General features: G+C 57.4%; 13 protein-coding genes and 1 pseudogene. 12 read left to right on the top strand and 2 right to left on the bottom strand.

Annotated elements, in window-relative coordinates:
• Positions 1-430 precede the first annotated feature (430 nt).
• A complete protein-coding gene (locus tag ACSZPU_RS15195) occupies positions 431-1,324 on the bottom strand; it encodes a LysR substrate-binding domain-containing protein (RefSeq protein WP_499000307.1) in 894 nt (297 codons plus the stop codon).
• 111 nt (positions 1,325-1,435) lie between these two features.
• Here ACSZPU_RS15195 and ACSZPU_RS15190 point away from each other — a divergent pair, with 111 nt between their 5' ends.
• The 3 genes from ACSZPU_RS15190 (at position 1,436) to ACSZPU_RS15180 (ending at position 3,486) form a co-directional block, all read left to right on the top strand.
• Positions 1,436-2,017, top strand: a complete 582-nt coding sequence (locus ACSZPU_RS15190; protein ID WP_499000304.1) for a nuclear transport factor 2 family protein — start codon at positions 1,436-1,438, stop codon at positions 2,015-2,017.
• A gap of 68 nt (positions 2,018-2,085) precedes the next feature.
• Positions 2,086-3,129, top strand: coding sequence for a TRAP transporter substrate-binding protein DctP (gene dctP, locus ACSZPU_RS15185; protein WP_499000301.1), 1,044 nt, complete (start codon positions 2,086-2,088; stop codon positions 3,127-3,129).
• 168 nt (positions 3,130-3,297) lie between these two features.
• Positions 3,298-3,486: a YjfB family protein gene (locus ACSZPU_RS15180; protein ID WP_499000298.1), complete on the top strand. Its 189-nt coding sequence runs from the start codon at positions 3,298-3,300 to the stop codon at positions 3,484-3,486.
• Positions 3,487-3,580: 94 nt separating this feature from the next.
• Here ACSZPU_RS15180 and ldtA read toward each other — a convergent pair whose 3' ends face one another.
• Complete coding sequence (ldtA, locus tag ACSZPU_RS15175; protein ID WP_499000296.1) at positions 3,581-4,531, bottom strand: L,D-transpeptidase; 951 nt, start codon at positions 4,529-4,531, stop codon at positions 3,581-3,583.
• Positions 4,532-4,721: 190 nt separating this feature from the next.
• Between ldtA and acuR the strand changes: the two are divergent.
• From acuR to ACSZPU_RS15130, 9 genes and pseudogenes are all read left to right on the top strand, one after another.
• Positions 4,722-5,428: pseudogene (gene acuR / locus ACSZPU_RS15170) on the top strand (acrylate utilization transcriptional regulator AcuR).
• On the top strand, positions 5,425-6,402 hold the full coding sequence (locus ACSZPU_RS15165) for an MDR family oxidoreductase (RefSeq protein WP_499000294.1): 978 nt from the start codon (positions 5,425-5,427) through the stop codon (positions 6,400-6,402). Before acuR ends, ACSZPU_RS15165 begins: the two are co-directional and overlap by 4 nt.
• A gap of 126 nt (positions 6,403-6,528) precedes the next feature.
• Complete coding sequence (locus ACSZPU_RS15160; protein ID WP_499000291.1) at positions 6,529-7,050, top strand: RNA polymerase sigma factor; 522 nt, start codon at positions 6,529-6,531, stop codon at positions 7,048-7,050.
• Positions 7,043-8,071, top strand: a complete 1,029-nt coding sequence (locus ACSZPU_RS15155) for a FecR family protein (protein WP_499000290.1) — start codon at positions 7,043-7,045, stop codon at positions 8,069-8,071. The genes ACSZPU_RS15160 and ACSZPU_RS15155 overlap by 8 nt, the downstream gene beginning before the upstream one ends.
• Positions 8,072-8,160: 89 nt before the next feature.
• A complete protein-coding gene (locus ACSZPU_RS15150) occupies positions 8,161-10,518 on the top strand; it encodes a TonB-dependent siderophore receptor (protein ID WP_499000288.1) in 2,358 nt (785 codons plus the stop codon).
• Positions 10,518-11,396, top strand: coding sequence for an ABC transporter substrate-binding protein (locus tag ACSZPU_RS15145; protein WP_499000285.1), 879 nt, complete (start codon positions 10,518-10,520; stop codon positions 11,394-11,396). Before ACSZPU_RS15150 ends, ACSZPU_RS15145 begins: the two co-directional genes overlap by 1 nt.
• Positions 11,393-13,297: a Fe(3+)-hydroxamate ABC transporter permease FhuB gene (gene fhuB, locus ACSZPU_RS15140; RefSeq protein ID WP_499000282.1), complete on the top strand. Its 1,905-nt coding sequence runs from the start codon at positions 11,393-11,395 to the stop codon at positions 13,295-13,297. Before ACSZPU_RS15145 ends, fhuB begins: the two co-directional genes overlap by 4 nt.
• A gap of 100 nt (positions 13,298-13,397) precedes the next feature.
• On the top strand, positions 13,398-14,852 hold the full coding sequence (locus ACSZPU_RS15135) for an AMP nucleosidase (RefSeq protein ID WP_499000309.1): 1,455 nt from the start codon (positions 13,398-13,400) through the stop codon (positions 14,850-14,852).
• 18 nt (positions 14,853-14,870) lie between these two features.
• Positions 14,871-16,652, top strand: coding sequence for an aminopeptidase P family protein (locus ACSZPU_RS15130; RefSeq protein WP_499000279.1), 1,782 nt, complete (start codon positions 14,871-14,873; stop codon positions 16,650-16,652).
• The last annotated feature ends 386 nt before the right edge of the window (positions 16,653-17,038 follow it).

The raw sequence follows: 17,038 nt of genomic DNA, 5'->3' as shown, positions 1-17,038 counted from the left end.
ATTCAGGCAACCGTCTGTGGTGTTTGCAGAGCTAAGATTGGCGGCTTAGCGTTGCACTTCGGAGTTGAATCCGCCTTATAGATAAAATAATGATGGTAAAAATGCTGGTAAATAATAACATTATTTACATTAAGCCAATAACAACAGGAGTCACAGATGAAGTTCGAGTCCAGTCAGAGGAGCCATATTTTAGTTTCGGGACATCCTTGTGAGTCCGGAAACGTTAAAAAAGACGTTATTTTTTTACCCGGCAACCTGCAAAGGTTACCGGTTTTTTTACGTCTATAGTTTTCTATGACTTCACGGTTTGTTGAGAAAATAGAGTCCCATCTGCGGCATTACCCGATACCGCTATCCGCAAGATCAAACCCAACGATTCAACGCTCTGGTACATGACGTACCGCATTTCCGACATATCTCGTGACTTGCGCTAACAGGCAAACCGCGTATTTTCACGTGCAATCGACAGGAAAGCCTTAACCGCGCCACTGTTCTCGATCTTGCGGCTGATCAGCATCAGATTAGCCGACAGTTCCGGAGCATCCAGCGGACGGTACACCAGCCCTGGAATAGAAATATTCAGCAGCGGCTCCGGTACCAGCGCCAGTCCTTGTCCCGCCGCCGCCAGAGTCAGGACACTCAGGGTGCTGGAAGTACGATGTGCGATCTGAGGTACCCGGCCCAGTATGCGGGTGAGCGCCGTGTAAAGCGGCTCATCGGCATTGTGGGCATCGTAAAAAATAATCGGTTCATCCACCAGCATATCCACCGTCAGAGAAAACCTGGCGGCCAGAGGGTGATCGTCGGCAATCGCCACCAGACGATTCCAGACCCCGACTGTTTCAGACATCAGCCCCGGAACATGGAGATGACTGTGATCCGGCGTATAACCAATATCGAGCTGCCCGAAAAGGATCGCATCCGCCTGCAACAGCGGCGCCACTTCGCGTACTACCAGTTCGGCATCAGGATAGGCCTTGCGAAACGCTCGCAGATCTTTGGTCAGTTTACCGCTGAACACGGCATTTCCGGCAAAACCGACGCGCACCCGACCGCTTTCACCCCGTATCGAGCGCTGCACCGCCAGCCGGGCGTTTTCCGCTTGATCCAACGTGCGCTGTGCTTCTACCTGCAACAATCGTCCAGCTTCGGTCAACACCACTTTGCGGCTGGTACGCACAAACAGCGGGCCGCCCAGCTCCTCTTCCAGCGCTTTGATTTGCATGCTGAGCGCAGGCGGTACAATGTTTAACCGCTCGGCGGCACGACCGAAATGGCCCTCCTCCACGACGGCGAGAAAATAGCGCAGATGACGCAGGTCCATACGCAGCCCTTATCATTCATTTAAACTGAACAATTGCTCAGTTTCATCTATTGGATTTTATCTTTAACCGCACTCAAAATGAAGTTCATCTCATTCAGGAGTCAACACGTCATGCATACTTATCTGGAAGATCGTCAACAAATTACTGACCTGCTCACAGGATGGATTCATCGCGATTTGGCCGAGTGGGATCAACTGCGCGATCTGTTCCACCCTGACGGCACCATCGAGATCACCTGGTTTGAAGGGCTGGCCAGCGATTTTGTCGACGGCTCAATGCGCATGGGCGCATCAGACGCGCGCACCAAACATCTGATCGGCACGCCGGTGGTCACCTTCAATGCCGACGCAACCAAAGCAATCGTCGAAACTAACGCGATGATCATTGCTGAAAACGTGAAGCTGAATATCGGCTGCACCACCCACAACCGCTTTTACGACATGGCGGAAAAACGTAACGGTGTCTGGAAGCTATTCCACCGCCAGAGTGTCTACGATATGGGCAGCTTCACCTTCCCGCTTGGCGTGGTCGATATCGATCAAGAGACGGTGGCGAAGTACCCGCGCGAATATGCAGCACTGGCTTATCTGCTGGAGAAAAGTGGCTTCCCGGTTAATCGCGTCTTCGCGACCCGCGGTAGCGACCTTGAGAAGCAAATGAAGGAAGCGGGTCTGCGCTGGCTGGCAGCCTGACACTTCGGCCTGCTATCTGAGTGCAGCTGGCCGCGAAAAAAAACCTGTAAACAAAGCGAAGGAAACGCATGAAAACTGGATTCACACGCAAAAAACTGATGGCTCTGTTAATCGCCACATCGTTGCTGCCCGTCGCTGCGTCGGCCACCCAAACGCTCATCTACAGCGATCATGAGCCACTGGGCGGCATGCGCACGCGTTTTATTAACGACGTGTTTTTCCCGGCGATTGAAAAAGAATCGCAGGGCCGCCTCAAGGTCGATGCTCACTGGGGCGGCGAGCTTAACACCAGCTATGAGGCGTTAGGCAACGTCAGTAAGGGCGATGTCGATATGGCAACCGTTGTGCCGGAATACTCCGCCGACCAGATGCCACTGCATCAGATCTTCAAAAGCTTCCCCATCGGCCCTACTGGCGCACGACAGGTCGATTTCTTCCGCCGCGCCTACGCCGATATCCCAGCATTTCCGGCAGAGCTGAAGAAAAACAATGTCGTGAGCGTTTTTCTGCAAACTGGCTATCCGCTGGCCTTTTTCAGCCGCAAAGCGATGCCGGATCTGGGTGAGATTAAGGGCGGCACATGGCGCTCTGCCAGCTTCTGGCACCGGGATTTTCTGCAAAACGCGGGGGCGATACCGGTCACCATGCCCTGGGGCGAACCAACCTATAACGCGCTGAAAACCGGTGCGATTGACGGCATGATGCTGAACGTCGACAGTGGTTATGATTTGAAAGCGTATCAGTACGCGCCCAACGTGCTGATTTCCAAAGATCTGTGGCTCGGCCACCTTTACATTCTGGCGATGAACGAAAAAACCTGGGAAAAGCTCACTACGGAAGACCGGGCCGCTATCCAGCGTGCAGCGCAAACGGCGTATCAGTCGCTGGGCTCGGTGATGGACAGCAGCGTTAACACCCAGATAGACGATTTGCGTAAAGCTGGCGCCACAGTGCAGATCCTGAAACCACAGGAGGTGACGCAATGGCAAACCACCACCCACTACCAGGCCGTGCAGGCTAAGTGGATCAAAGAGCAGGAAGTGAAAGGCGTCAAAGATGCGGGAACGGTGATGAAGCAGATTAACGCCATCATGAATGACGCTATGCAGTAGAAGCCAACTTAAAAACCGTTTCTCTTCCCGAAGGGGCGCTGTGGGTTCGACAAACCTGCCCCTGGCGTTTATCCTTTTCTAATGTTTCCCCGGGACATGCCGATACTATTGTGAGGCTTTGTCCTCGCACTGTTAGATTTTTCGTTTGTTAACAATAGGATGATCGAAATGGATACGTTACAGATCGCATCATTATCGACCAGTCTCAGTGCTTATAACCTCCAGAACCAGGTCAGCACCGTTGTCCTGAGAAAAGCGCTGGATAACCAGGAAGCGACGGCAACCGGTATCATTAATCAGATACCTCAGGTTCCGGCAAATCCGTCAATTGGTCGTCACGTTAATACCACCGCATAATCCGGTTAGCCCAATGGCGCTTGCGTGAATTGGGCATTCCAGAGTGAGTATGCTGCCAAGCCCGCCTGACGCGGGCTTTTTTATGCCTACGCTTTTACAGACTCGCTTTGCTCAGCCCATTGTTTTGGGCCGACTCGCTGATGTTCACCGGCATTCCGGAGCGACGCTCAAGCACTTCGGCCGCCCGCAGCGCATCAACCCCTTCGCCTTTGATCACCGCATGCAGCGCAGGCGTAATCGGCAGCGGGACTTTGTTTGTGGATTCAAACTCGGCGCGATTGCGCGACAGTGGCTCATGGACTTCAACCCAGCGGCTGCCGTCCGGCTCCACGGTGGCTTTCACCGGCTGGTCAATAATCTGCACACGGGTGCCTACCGGCACATTGTCGAAAAGATATTTGATATCGTCGTTACGCAGACGAATACAGCCCTGACTTACACGCAACCCGATACCAAAATTGGCATTGGTCCCGTGAATGGCGTACAGCTTGCCGATGTAGATGGCATACAGCCCCATCGGGTTGTCCGGCCCGGCGGGCACCATTGCAGGCAGGGTTTTCCCCTCTTTGGCATATTCACGGCGGGTATTTGGCGTAGGAGACCAGGTTGGCCCCTCTTGCTTACGTTCTACTGCAGTCACCCAGTTACGCGGCGTTTCGCGCCCGGCCTGACCAATGCCAATCGGCAGGATCTCCACCGTATTGCTGTCTTTGGGGTAGTAGTAAAGGCGCATTTCGGCGACGTTCACCACAATGCCCTGACGTACGGTGTCAGGCAAAATGATCTGCTGTGGTATCACCAGTTCAGAACCCGCTTTTGGCAGGAAGGGATCAACGCCGGGGTTAGCCTCCAGCATGTTACTCAAACCCTGGCCGTACTGCGCGGCAAAGGCCTCCAGCGGCTGAGTATTGCCCTGAGGCACCGTGACAACCTGCACGCTGCCGACCAGACGACTCCCTTCAGGTGGTAACGGATAGCTCACCGCCAGCGCACTCTGGCTGGCAAGCAAAATAAACAGACCATAAAACAGTTTCATACGACGCATGATTTCCTTTCCTCAGACGCGACAGGCGTAGCCTAATCATAGTCTTTTTTATCCCTGTCTCGCTAATGCGCGCGGCTTATACCACAACTGGAAAGTTCAGAACGCAGTTTTCCCCTTCCCTATTCTTCGCTTGCTTAGCATTTCAATTGCGCGTAGGCTTGCGACCAATTAAAACCAATCGGTCTAAATTATGAATAACGACGCATCCGTTGTACAAAAACCCCGTCGTGGCAGGCCTCCGAAGGTCGAACGCGAGTTTACCGACACCCGCCAGGAGCTGATCCGCTCAGGTCTGGAAGTGCTAACGGAAACCGGGTATTTGTCGGCCGGTATCGATGCGGTGATTAAAAATATTGCCGTGCCGAAGGGATCGTTTTACCACTGCTTTAAGAGCAAACAGGAATTCGGCCTGGCGGTACTGGCGGCCTACGGTTCCTTTTTTGCCCATAAATTAGACAAATTCCTGCTTGATACCATGCTGCCGCCGCTTGAACGAATGACGGCCTTTGTTTTTCATGCGGGTCAGGGCATGGCGAAATATCAGTTCCGCCGCGGTTGCCTCGTTGGCAACCTGTTGCAGGAGACGCCGCTCTTACCCGAAGAATTCCCCCAACGCTTAAAAGCGATCCTCGAAGAGTGGGAAACGCGCGTCGCCCGGTGCATTACCGAGGCGCAGACGCAGGGCGTAGTCCCGCAGGATGCCTCGCCGGAGAAACTGGCGCGGGTGTTCTGGTCCGGCTGGGAAGGCGCGGTGATGCGCGCCAAACTGTTCCAGTCCGCCGAGCCGCTGAATCAATACTGGGAATTCTTTTTGCACAGCATTACTAAAAAATAACACCTGCACAGGACGGCCTTGATGCCGAAAACCACAGTCAGACGAGGAAAACTCAGTCATGAAAGCTTTAGTTCTGGAACAGATTGAAAACAAAACCCTGGCAGCCGTGAAAGATATTGCCCTGCCTGCCCTCGCCGACGGCGATGTGCTGGTCGACATCGACTGGTCCAGCCTTAATTACAAAGACGCGCTGGCCATCACCGGCAAAGGGAAAATCATTCGTCAGTTCCCGATGGTGCCAGGCATTGATTTCTCTGGTCGCATCGGCGAAAGCCGCGATCCGCGTTTTGTCCCGGGCCAGTCGGTGCTCCTCACCGGTTGGGGCGTCGGTGAAAACCACTGGGGAGGCCTGGCGGCACAGGCGTGTGTGAAAGGCGACTGGCTGGTTTCCCTGCCGGACGCGTTAAGCGCGCGCAACGCAATGATCATCGGTACCGCCGGCTTTACCGCCATGCTGTGCGTGGACGCGCTGGTTGAAGCTGGCGTGAAACCGGAAAGCGGCAAAGTGCTGGTCACCGGTGCCAGCGGCGGCGTGGGCAGCACCGCCGTGGTGCTGTTGAAAGCGCTGGGCTACACCGTTGTGGCGGTTTCCGGTCGCGAATCGACCCACGATTTCCTGCGCCAGTTAGGTGCGGATGAAATTCTGCCGCGCAGCGATTTCGAAGAAACTCGTCCGCTGGAAAAACAGCTGTGGGCCGGTGCCGTCGATACCGTTGGCAGCAAAGTGCTGGCAAAAGTGCTGGCGCAGACCCACTACCGTGGCTGTGTTGCCGCCTGCGGTCTGGCGGGTGGCTTCGATCTGCCAACCACCGTAATGCCGTTTATCCTGCGTAACGTCCGTTTGCAGGGTGTGGATTCCGTGATGGTACCGACAGTGGAACGCGGTGCGGTCTGGGCGCGTCTGGCCAGCCTTCTGCCGGAAAGCTACTACCAGCAAGCGTCCACCGAAATCGGTCTGGAACAGGCGCCTGCCTTCGCCGCAGATTTCCTGAGTAACAAAATTCAGGGCCGCACGCTGGTGAAAATCAACGGTTAATCCCTGCCCCGGCGCGCACTGTCGCGCCGGATCTTCGCAATACATCTTGATAACGCAAACCATTATCATTTAACCTCTGCGGCATAATAACGATTCATCGCATTACACCTGCATTGAGGTTTTCACTTGTCTGCGTTCGAGCGCTACTACACGGAGCTGTTCCGATTCCTGAGCAGGAAACTGCGCGACCGTCACCTGGCCGAAGAGTTAACCCAGGAGACCTTTAGCCGCGCCCTTTCCAGCACGCAGCAAATCTCATCCCATCGCGCCTTGCTCTACCACATTGCCAAAAACCTTCTGGTGGACAGATACCGCGACTCGCAGCACCGTTTATCCGCCGAAGAGATGCCCGATACCGACAGCCTGCTCGCACCGGGCAGCCAGCAGCCGGAATCACTCATCGAAAACCAGCAATATATCGCCAGCATCATCGCAACGATAGAAGCACTGCCGCCCCGCTGTCGTGAAGCGTTTATACTGCATCGCTTCGACGGACTCCCGCAAAACGAGGTGGCGGCCAGGATGGGGATCTCAACCAATATGGTGGAAAAACACATTATTCGCGCCATGCTTGCCTGCCGGGATTGCCGCCAGCAGTGGCAAGCCGTTGCGCCTTCAACAAATACTGAGGAAGCCCGCCATGGATAACCTGACTGTCGCCGAGCAGGCGGCGCGCTGGTTCCTGAAACGCCGGGAAGGATTGACCCCGCACGAACACCAGGCGTTTGAACACTGGTTACAAGAACCGGCGCATGCCGATGAATACCAGCAAATGCGCGCGCTGTGGCAGGACACGCTTGCCATTCCCGCGGCGGAAATTGAACGCTTACGCCCCGCGCCCGCGAAAAAACCGCTGCCGGTCTGGCGCTGGGGAGCAAGCGTTTGTTCCCTGCTGCTGCTCGCCACCGTGCTGTGGTTCCCGCTGCGCGACCAGTTTGCCAGCCCGCTGTACAGCGCCGCCTGGCAAACCGCCCGTGGCGAGCAGCTCCAGGTTAATCTGCCGGATGGCACCGTCATCAACCTCGATGCCGGTACGGCGCTACAGGTGAACTATTATGCCCATCGCCGGGAAGTGGTGCTCGAACGCGGGCAGGCATTCTTTAGCGTGCAGCATCTGCCGGAACGCCCTTTCGTGGTGTTCAGCGGCCCGTCCCGCGCCACGGTCATAGGCACCGCCTTTCAGGTGCGCTATTTGCCGCACTCCATGAGCGGTGATGGCGTTGAAGTGGCAGTCAGCGAAGGCGCGGTGCGCGTTGGCCCGCGTAACCGTTGGGAAAACGACTGGTGGCGCGCCATGCAGCATCTCAACCTCAGCGCCGCCGCGCACTATCTGACGGTACTTCACGCCGCCCAGCAAACCCGTAGCGATGCCACTGGCGCGCTCTATGCTCCGGTTGAGGCCCGCGATATTGCCGCCTGGAAAGAAGAACGTATCGTCTTCGACAATACCCGCCTTGATATGGCGCTGGCGGAGTTCGCTCGCTACGGTGATGTGCCGCTCCAGTTGGCCACTGATGAGGTCGCCGGGCTGCGGGTTAGCGGCAGTTTCGACGTTAACCGCGCGGCAAGCTTTGCCAAAGCGCTGCCGGGGGTATTACCCGTAAAAATAAAAACCATTAATAATCAAATCTTTATTCAACAAACGACGCTAACCCGAAAAAAAGAATAAAAAATTTACTATCCGACGTCAGGGTTTCGGCCGCCGCTACGCCTTCAGGAGAGAATGATTCTTATTACGTTGTTTTCTGGGGATGATGAATGGCACCTATTTCTGTAGTACGGACGTTTAAACTCAAACGCAGCGCGCTGGCGCTGCTGCCAGTGATGCTGGCCTGGCCGCAGGTCAGTGTACAGGCCGCCGAAATGCTGTCGGTTTCGTTACCGGCACAACCGCTCGCCGTTTCACTCAATGCGCTGGCACGTCAGGCGCATGTGCAGCTGATTTCCGCCCCCTCGTCGCTGAACAATAAAACCGCACCGGCGGTCAGCGGCAGCCTGACGCTGGATGGCGCGCTTAACCGCCTGCTGACGGGCAGCGGTCTGCAATACCGTATAGATGGCGACACCATCACCATCGCGCCGCGCCCGACGGGCGAAGAGAGCATTATCGTTAACGGGCAGACCACCAGCGCCAGCGTCGTGCCACAGCGTTCTCTGAGTGGCACCAAAACCGACACGCCGCTGCTGGAAGTACCGCAGTCCGTCTCGGTGATCACCCGCGAGCAGCTCAATAACCAGAACGTGCAGAGCGTCACCGAGGCGCTGCGCTACGTGCCAGGCGTGAAAACCGAAACCTACGGGGTGGACCCGAAAGGCTACGACTGGATCTATATTCGCGGCTTTAACGCCCTGACCACCAACGACTACCGTGACGGCCTGCGCCAGCTCAATAACAGCTACAGCTATTTCCGCACTGAGCCTTACGCGCTGGAGCGTATCGATATCGTGCGCGGCCCGTCGTCAACGCTGTTCGGGTTAGGCGATGCGGGCGGCATTGTTAACCGCGTGAGCAAAATGCCCAACGCCCAGGGCGTACATGAAGTGGAAGTCCAGTTGGGCAATTTCAACCGCCGTCAGGCGCAGTTTGATATGAGCGACCGACTGGATGACGAAGGTAAATGGCTCTATCGCGTGGTGGGACTTGCGCGCGACAGCGACACCCAGTTCCAGTACCGCGACGGGCCGAAAGTGGAAGATAATCGTCTCTACATTGCCCCGACGCTCACCTGGCTGCCGTCAGCAGACACCAGCCTGACGCTGCGCGCCGATTACCTGCGTGATACCTCCGGCGGCACCATCGCCGTACTGACTAAGCCGGGCTACCAGACCACCGACACCCTGCTGGGAGATTACAGCTACAACCGCTTCCGCCAGGAACAGTTCACCGTCGGCTATGAATTTAGCCAGCAGTTGGGCGACGGGCTGCAGTTCCGCCAGAACCTGCGTTACGGCCAGACGGATACCATCCTCAACAACCTGCTGGCAGGCGATCCGGACTTTACTGCCGGGACCGTTTCCCGCAATGCCATCCGATTCGATGAGCATATGAATGCCTTTAATGTCGATAACCAGTTGCAGGCTGATTTCGCCACCGGCAACATTAATCACACCCTGCTCGGCGGCGTGGATTACAGCTGGCTCGATGGCAACGCCAAACGCTTTGGGGCCGTCGCGCCGGTACTGAACATCAACAATCCGGTTTACGGCCTGGATATTCCGGACCCGACTTATGCGTTGAACAACAACGACCAGACCACCGCACAGCTGGGCGTCTATTTGCAGGATCAGATCCACCTAACGGAGCACTGGCTCCTGACGCTGGGTGGCCGTCATGACGATGTGAAAATGCGTACCGAAAATAACCTGACCAACGCCACCTCCTGGCTGGATAAAGACGCCTGGACCGGACGTGCCGGGGTGACGTATCTGGCGGATAACGGCCTGGCGCCTTACATCAGCTATGCGGAATCGTTCGTGCCCAATAGCGGTACCGACAGCCAGAACCGCACCTTCGATCCGAGCAAAGCGCACCAGTACGAAGTGGGGGTGAAATACCAGCCCAACCCGCAGCTGCTGATGACGCTGGCGGCCTTTGAGATCACCAAAAGCAACGTGCTGACCAACGAAATTGTTAACGGCACCGCGACCGGCTATCAGGTGGCGTCCGGCGAAGTGCGTTCCCGTGGCGTGGCGTGGGAAGCGCAGGCAAAGCTGACGGATAACCTTGATGCGCTGGCTTCTTACACCTACACCAACACGGAAATCACCAAAAGCAACAACGGTGATGAAGGTAACCAGCAGGCCAACGTACCGCGCCATATGGCGTCTGCCTGGCTGAACTACGGCTTCCATAACGACGTGCTCGACGGCCTGATGCTCAGCAGCGGCGTACGTTACGTGGGGAGTATGTACGGGGATAACGCCAATACCGTGCCGGTGAAGAATTTCGCGCTGGTCGATGCCGGGGTGAAATACCAGTTAAACCGCAATATTCAGGTAGGCTTCAACGTCCAGAACCTGCTGGATAAACACTATGTTGGCACCTGCGATGGCGACACCAGCTGCTACCCGGGCCAGGAGCGGACCTTTATTGGCTCACTGAAACTGAACTTCTGATGCCGCTCACCCTCACCCGCCGCGCCTGCCTGCAGGCGCTGCTTGTTCTGCCCTTTGCCAGCCGGGCCGGGTTACTCACGCCCGATCCCCGGCGCATTGTGGCCATCAACTGGTCGGCAGCGGAAACGCTGCTAAGCCTCGGCATTACCCCGCTGGCGATTTCCGACAGCCACTATTTTCGCCGCCGCATTATCCGCCCTGAACTGCCGCAAAGCGTGCAGGATGTCGGCCCGTTCTGGGAACCCAACATGGAGATGCTGCGCGCGCTGCGCCCGTCGCTGATTATCAGCGATGAGCTGCCTGCCCAGGTGCTTGCCCGCATGGCGGCCATCGCACCGGTGGAAACGGTGAGCGCCTGGAAGGTTGAGGGCGACCGCTGGGCCGCGCTCCAGCAGTGGGCGCTGGATCTGGCAACGCGCCTTGGTGTCGAGGCCGCCGCCCACCATTTTCTGCAAGAAAGTGATAACGAAATGGCGGCTTATCGCGCCCGCCTTTCATCCCATACCGGCGAACGCACGCTGGTTATCGTGCTCGACCAGGACGGAAAGCACGCCATGATTTACGGCAAAGGCACCCTGGCTGATTCGGTACTGGTCCATCTGGGATTAGCCAATGCCTGGCAGCGCCCGGTGAACGCGATTGGCGTTGCCCGGGTGGGTATCGAACAACTGGCGCTGATTGAGTGCGACCGTCTGTTTTTCACCGAACTACCGACCACGATGACCCGCCTGACCCGTAGCCGCCAGCCGCGAGGCCTGTGGCAGCAGTTGCCGCTGGTCAGAGACGGGAAAACCACCGAGCTGCAACACTTTTTCCCCTTTGGCGGGCTGGCCACCGCGCTGGGACTGGCACAACAGATTGCGGATGCCGCACGATGATTTTACGTTCTTTGCCTTTACTGCTCGTTACCGCCGCGTTTGCTGCCCTGCTGGCGGGCAACTACGGCCAGCTGATCTACACGTTTCCCACTGAACTTGCTGGCCTGCTGCTGCACGAAAGCTTTTTCCCCCGGCTGGTGATTAGCCTGCTGTGCGGCGGCGGGCTGGCGCTGGCAGGATTGCTGTTCCAGCAGGTGCTACAAAATCCGCTGGCGGAACCGGCGACCCTCGGCGTGGCCGCCGGGGCCAACCTCGCCATGTCCAGCGCGCTGGTCTTCGCGCCGGGCTTATTGGTGTTCGGCCTGCCGGGGCTGGCGCTGATGGGCGCAACCGCAGCCATGCTGCTGCTGGCTTTGCTGGTGAAAGGCTCACGCTTTGCCCCATTACAGGTGATCCTCGCGGGCATGGTGCTAAGCCTGTACGGTAACGCGATCAACACCTTACTGGTGCTGTTCAACCACGATTATCTGAGCGACCTCTTTAGCTGGCAGGCCGGGTCGCTTAATCAAAGTGGCTGGCACAGCACGCTGATTTTACTCGCCACGCTGCTGCCGCTGGCCGCCATCAGCGCCACCCTGGTACGCCCACTTACGGTACTGGGGCTCTCGCAGCAAAGCGCCAGTGCGCTGGGGATTTCGGTGATTCGCGTGCGGGTGAGTACGCTGGCCATCGCCGTGGCCCTGAGCGCGCTGATTACCAGCCAGGTCGGGCTTATCAGTTTTATCGGCCTCGCGGCCCCGGCACTGGTGAAGGCGTCAGGCGTGCGGCGCTTTTCCTGGCAAATCCTGCTCGCCCCCCTGACCGGGGCATTATTACTTGGGGTCGTTGACCAACTGGCGCAGCGCTTTTCCCCGGCGGCAGGCGACATTCCCACCGGGGCGGTCACCGCCCTACTCAGCGCACCACTGCTGCTTATCATGCTGTTACGCCAGCGCGGTAGCCAGCGCACCATTCCCGCCGCGTATACGGCAAACCTGACGCCCTGGCGAGCCGCCACGCTCTGGTTGGTGGTGCTGTTACTGATACTCGGCATCATCGGCTCCCTGTGGTGGAACCGCCAGCCGCCGGATGCCCTCACCGCAGACTTACTGGCCTTTCGCTGGCCACGCATGCTCGGCGCACTTTGTGCGGGCGCCATGCTGGCCACGGCAGGGGTACTGATCCAGCGGCTGACTGGCAACGCCATGGCCAGTCCGGAGCTGCTGGGGATCAGCAGCTGTGCCGCGCTGGCGGTGCTGCTGAGCGTCTTTTTCGTCAGTTCGTCACTGGCGCTGTTTCCCGCCGCCGTGACAGGCAGCCTGGTCGCCATCGTTGCCCTGTTCTGGTTCGGGCGACGCAGCCAGTTTAACGCCGCCAAACTGGTGCTGATAGGGCTGTGTCTCACCAGCCTCGCCAGCGCCCTGAGTATGATGCTGATGCTAAGCGGCGACCCGCGCGCGCTGATGCTGCTGAACTGGAGCACCGGGTCAACCTCCGGCGTCACCGCCGAGATGGCACAGGGGGCGCTGCTGACGCTGGCCATCCTCTTCCCGCTGACCTTGCTGCTCCAGCGCTGGCTTACCCTGCTCACGCTCGGGCAATCAACCGCCCACTCGCTCGGCATGTCGCTGGCGCGTAGCCATTTGTTAATTTTGCTGCTGGCGGCGGCGCTGACGGCGGCGGGTACGTTACTGGTTGGCCCGTTGAGTTTTGTCGGGCTTATCGCTCCCCAGTTGGCATGGTCGTTGGGAGCGCGGCAAATGCGCTGTCAATGCATAATGGCCGCGTTGCTGGGAGCATTACTGATGGTGCTGGCGGACTGGCTCGGGCGCAATATCGCCTGGCCGTGGCAGGTTTCTGCCGGGTTGCTTAGCGCGTTTATCGGCGCGCCGTGGTTTTTGTGGCGTCTGCGGCGACACTGACACAGGCATCCTCCGAAACCCATCATGCCGAGTTATTGTTTCACAAAGCTGTGACATACTATCGTCTACAGCCGTACACCTGTGAAACAAGGAGTTAATGATGATTAATAAGGGTGCACATCTGACCCCGGAACAGGCACTGATTAAACTGGAAGCGCTCTACGATCAGTCAGTGTCAAACCTGCGTGAGGCCATTAGCCGTTATATTGCTGACGGCACGCTGCCCACCCGCGAGGCCCGCGCCGACGGCCTTTTCGTCTACCCGGAACTGTCGATAAGCTGGGATGGCAGCGCCACTAACCCACCAAAAACCCGCGCTTACGCCCGTTTCACCCATTCCGGCTGCTACGCCACCACCGTCACCCGCCCCGCCCTGTTTCGCAGCTATTTACTCGAACAACTCACGCTGCTGTGCCAGGACTATGGTGCGCAGATTGAAGTGAAACCGTCGGCCCACGAGATCCCGTATCCGTATGTGATTGACGGTTCGGAGCTGACGCTGGACCGTTCGATGAGCGCCGGGCTGACCCGCCATTTCCCGACCACAGAGCTGGCACAGATTGGCGATGAAACCGCCGATGGCCTGTTCCACCCGACCGAGCAGCAGCCGCTGTCGCACTTTGACGCCCGCCGCGTGGATTTCTCGCTGGCCCGTCTGCGCCACTACACCGGTACCCCGGTGGAGCACTTCCAGCCGTTCGTGCTGTTCACCAACTACACTCGCTATGTGGATGAATTTGTTCGCTGGGGATGCAGCCAGATTCTGGATCCGGACAGCCCGTACGTTGCGCTTTCCTGCGCAGGTGGTCACTGGGTCACCGCTGATACCGACGCGCCGGAAGAGGCCATTTCCGATCTGGCGTGGAAAAAACACCAGATGCCAGCCTGGCATTTGATCACCGCCGACGGTCAGGGCATCACGCTCATCAACATCGGCGTTGGCCCGTCGAACGCGAAAACCATTTGTGACCATCTGGCGGTACTGCGCCCGGATGTGTGGATGATGATTGGTCACTGCGGCGGCCTGCGCGAAAGCCAGTCGATTGGCGACTACGTGCTGGCGCATGCTTATCTGCGCGATGACCATGTGCTGGATGCAGTCCTGCCGCCAGATATTCCGATCCCAAGCATCGCCGAAGTACAGCGCGCGCTGTACGACGCAACCAAAGAGGTGAGCGGCATGCCGGGCGAAGAGGTCAAACAGCGCCTGCGTACCGGTACCGTGGTCACCACCGATGACCGCAACTGGGAGCTGCGTTATTCCGCCTCTGCCCTGCGCTTTAACCTGAGCCGCGCGGTGGCAATCGACATGGAAAGCGCCACCATCGCCGCTCAGGGTTACCGCTTCCGCGTTCCGTACGGCACACTGCTGTGCGTCTCCGATAAGCCGCTGCACGGCGAAATCAAGCTGCCCGGTCAGGCCAACCGTTTTTACGAAGGGGCAATTTCCGAGCACCTGCAAATTGGCATTCGCGCCATCGACCTGCTACGGGCGGAAGGCGACAGGCTGCATTCACGTAAACTGCGTACCTTTAACGAACCCCCGTTCCGCTAATAATAAGGAAGGAATCTTATGCAAACCCCAACACCGCTGGCGGCACTGCGCACGCAGCTGGCGGCCATGGATGTCGATGGCATGATTGTGCCGCGCGCCGATGCGTACCAGAGCGAAGACTGCGCGCCGCACGATAACAAACTGGCCTGGCTGACCGGCTTTAGCGGCTCGGCGGGCCTGGCCCTTATCCTGCGTGACCGGGCGCTGATGTTTGTCGACGGACGCTACCAGGTGCAGGTTCGCCAGGAAGTCGATTTAAAGGAATTTGAGATCCACCACCTGCACAACGAACCGCTGGCGCAGTGGCTAAACGACTCGCTGTCCGCGGGCAGCCGTATCGCGTTTGAACCGCTGCTGATGGTCAACAGCCAGTTTACCGCACTGGAAGCGACACACTGTGAACTGGTGGCGCTCTATAACGATCCTTTTGATGCCATCTGGCACGACCGCCCGGCAGCGCCCTGCGGGGTGATCCGCGAAATGCCGCTGGAGATCAGCGGTGAAAGCAGTGCCGCCAAACGTGCGCGCATTGCGCAGGTTCTGGTCGAGAACGGCGTCGATCTGCTGGCCATAACCCAGCCGGATAATATCTCCTGGCTGTTGAATATTCGCGGATCGGATGTAGCGATGAACCCGGTCGCCCACGCGTTTGCCCTGCTCAGCCGTGACGGGGAGATAGAGTGGTTTATTGACCCGGCAAAAACCCATGACCTGTCGGATGCGTTGAAATCCTCTCTTCGCATTTCCGCGTGGAGCGATTTTCTGCCCTACGCTCAGCAAGCAGCGGCAGGTAAGAAAGTGATGCTGGATGCGGATTACGCCCCGGTCGCCCTGCGTTTTGCCATTGAACGCAACGGTGGCGAAGTGGTCTGGCACGCGGACCCGATTACCATTATTAAGGCGCATAAAAACGCCGTTGAGCTGGAAGGCTATCGCGACAGCCACCGTCAGGACGGCGCGGCGTGGGTGAATTTTCTGGCGTGGCTGGCTCGTGAAGCGCCTGCCCGCGAGGCCGCAGGCAACCCGCTGACCGAGCTGGAAGCTCAGGCCAAACAGTTGGCCTTTCGCGAACAACAGCCCGGCTTTATTGAGCAGAGTTTTAGCACCATTTCCGCCTCTGCCAGTAACGCTGCGATGTGCCACTACCACTCCAGCGAAGTCACTAATGCCGCCATTACTCGCAGCAACTTCTACCTCAATGACTCGGGCGGCCAGTATCGCAATGGCACAACCGATGCCACCCGTACTCTTTCGTTTGGCCCCCTTTCCGCTGAACAGCGCCTGCACTATACCGCCGTGCTGAAAGGCTTTTTATCGATGCTGACGCTACAGTTCCCGAGCGGTACGCAGGGACACCAGATTGATGCCTTTGCCCGCCGCGCGCTATGGGAATTGGGCCTCGATTTTGACCACGGAACCGGGCATGGCGTAGGGCATCAGTTGCTGATTCACGAACAGCCGCAACGCATCGCCAAAAAGGTCAACCCGTGGCCGCTGGTCGCCGGGAATATTATGACCGTTGAGCCAGGTTACTACCTGGCCGATCGCTACGGTATTCGCATTGAAAACCAGGTGGAAGTGGTGGAAAGCCAGCCCGGATTCTGCCGCTTCGCCTCGCTGACGCTGGTGCCTGTCGATCTCCGTCAGGTGGAGTGGTCACTGCTGTCGGAGCCGGAAAAACAGTGGCTTGATATCTACCACCAGCAGGTTCGCGACACGCTTTCCTCGCTGATTGACAGTGACGCGCGAGCGTGGCTGAATGCGGCAACGGCTCCGGTCGGAACGTACGCGACTAAGTAATAAAAAGCCTGCACGTCATTCTATGTGCAGGCTTTAATGTAATGAATGTAATTTGCATTGAACGAGAATAATTGCGCGTCTTCTTTAAATGTAATTTGTACGAAAATTAGACCACCCACAATTCAATATTGCGGATAAAATGCATCAATCAAATACCTTTCTTGACAAAGCCTTACTCATTACATGGTATTGTGCTTTTGTATCAATGACCCGGTCAATGTCGCAATATCATTAGGATTTTTCCTAAGTCAAATTGATTAAGGAAGGTGCGATTTAATCGGTGGGGTTCAGTGGAGTCCTTAGCTGTATTAGGCTGTGTCCCTTAATTGCATAACCTCTTGTAAAACAATCGGATGCAACCCAGCTTGACCATTGAAAGATAATTC

The sequence above is a fragment of the Phytobacter sp. V69 genome, from assembly GCF_965644215.1.
Taxonomy (GTDB): Bacteria; Pseudomonadota; Gammaproteobacteria; order Enterobacterales; family Enterobacteriaceae; genus Phytobacter.
This window is presented reverse-complemented; position numbering and strand designations above follow the sequence as displayed.

What these genes read in the sequence shown, in the direction of transcription:
- ACSZPU_RS15130 (WP_499000279.1), top strand. Translation starts at nt 14,871, where the DNA reads ATGCAAACCCCAACACCGCTGGCGGCACTGCGCACGCAGCTGGCGGCC.
- ACSZPU_RS15145 (WP_499000285.1), top strand. Translation starts at nt 10,518, where the DNA reads ATGCCGCTCACCCTCACCCGCCGCGCCTGCCTGCAGGCGCTGCTTGTT.
- dctP (WP_499000301.1), top strand. Translation starts at nt 2,086, where the DNA reads ATGAAAACTGGATTCACACGCAAAAAACTGATGGCTCTGTTAATCGCC.
- ACSZPU_RS15180 (WP_499000298.1), top strand. Translation starts at nt 3,298, where the DNA reads ATGGATACGTTACAGATCGCATCATTATCGACCAGTCTCAGTGCTTAT.
- ACSZPU_RS15155 (WP_499000290.1), top strand. Translation starts at nt 7,043, where the DNA reads ATGGATAACCTGACTGTCGCCGAGCAGGCGGCGCGCTGGTTCCTGAAA.
- ldtA (WP_499000296.1), bottom strand. Translation starts at nt 4,531, where the DNA reads ATGCGTCGTATGAAACTGTTTTATGGTCTGTTTATTTTGCTTGCCAGC.
- ACSZPU_RS15165 (WP_499000294.1), top strand. Translation starts at nt 5,425, where the DNA reads ATGAAAGCTTTAGTTCTGGAACAGATTGAAAACAAAACCCTGGCAGCC.
- fhuB (WP_499000282.1), top strand. Translation starts at nt 11,393, where the DNA reads ATGATTTTACGTTCTTTGCCTTTACTGCTCGTTACCGCCGCGTTTGCT.
- ACSZPU_RS15150 (WP_499000288.1), top strand. Translation starts at nt 8,161, where the DNA reads ATGGCACCTATTTCTGTAGTACGGACGTTTAAACTCAAACGCAGCGCG.
- ACSZPU_RS15190 (WP_499000304.1), top strand. Translation starts at nt 1,436, where the DNA reads ATGCATACTTATCTGGAAGATCGTCAACAAATTACTGACCTGCTCACA.
- ACSZPU_RS15135 (WP_499000309.1), top strand. Translation starts at nt 13,398, where the DNA reads ATGATTAATAAGGGTGCACATCTGACCCCGGAACAGGCACTGATTAAA.
- ACSZPU_RS15195 (WP_499000307.1), bottom strand. Translation starts at nt 1,324, where the DNA reads ATGGACCTGCGTCATCTGCGCTATTTTCTCGCCGTCGTGGAGGAGGGC.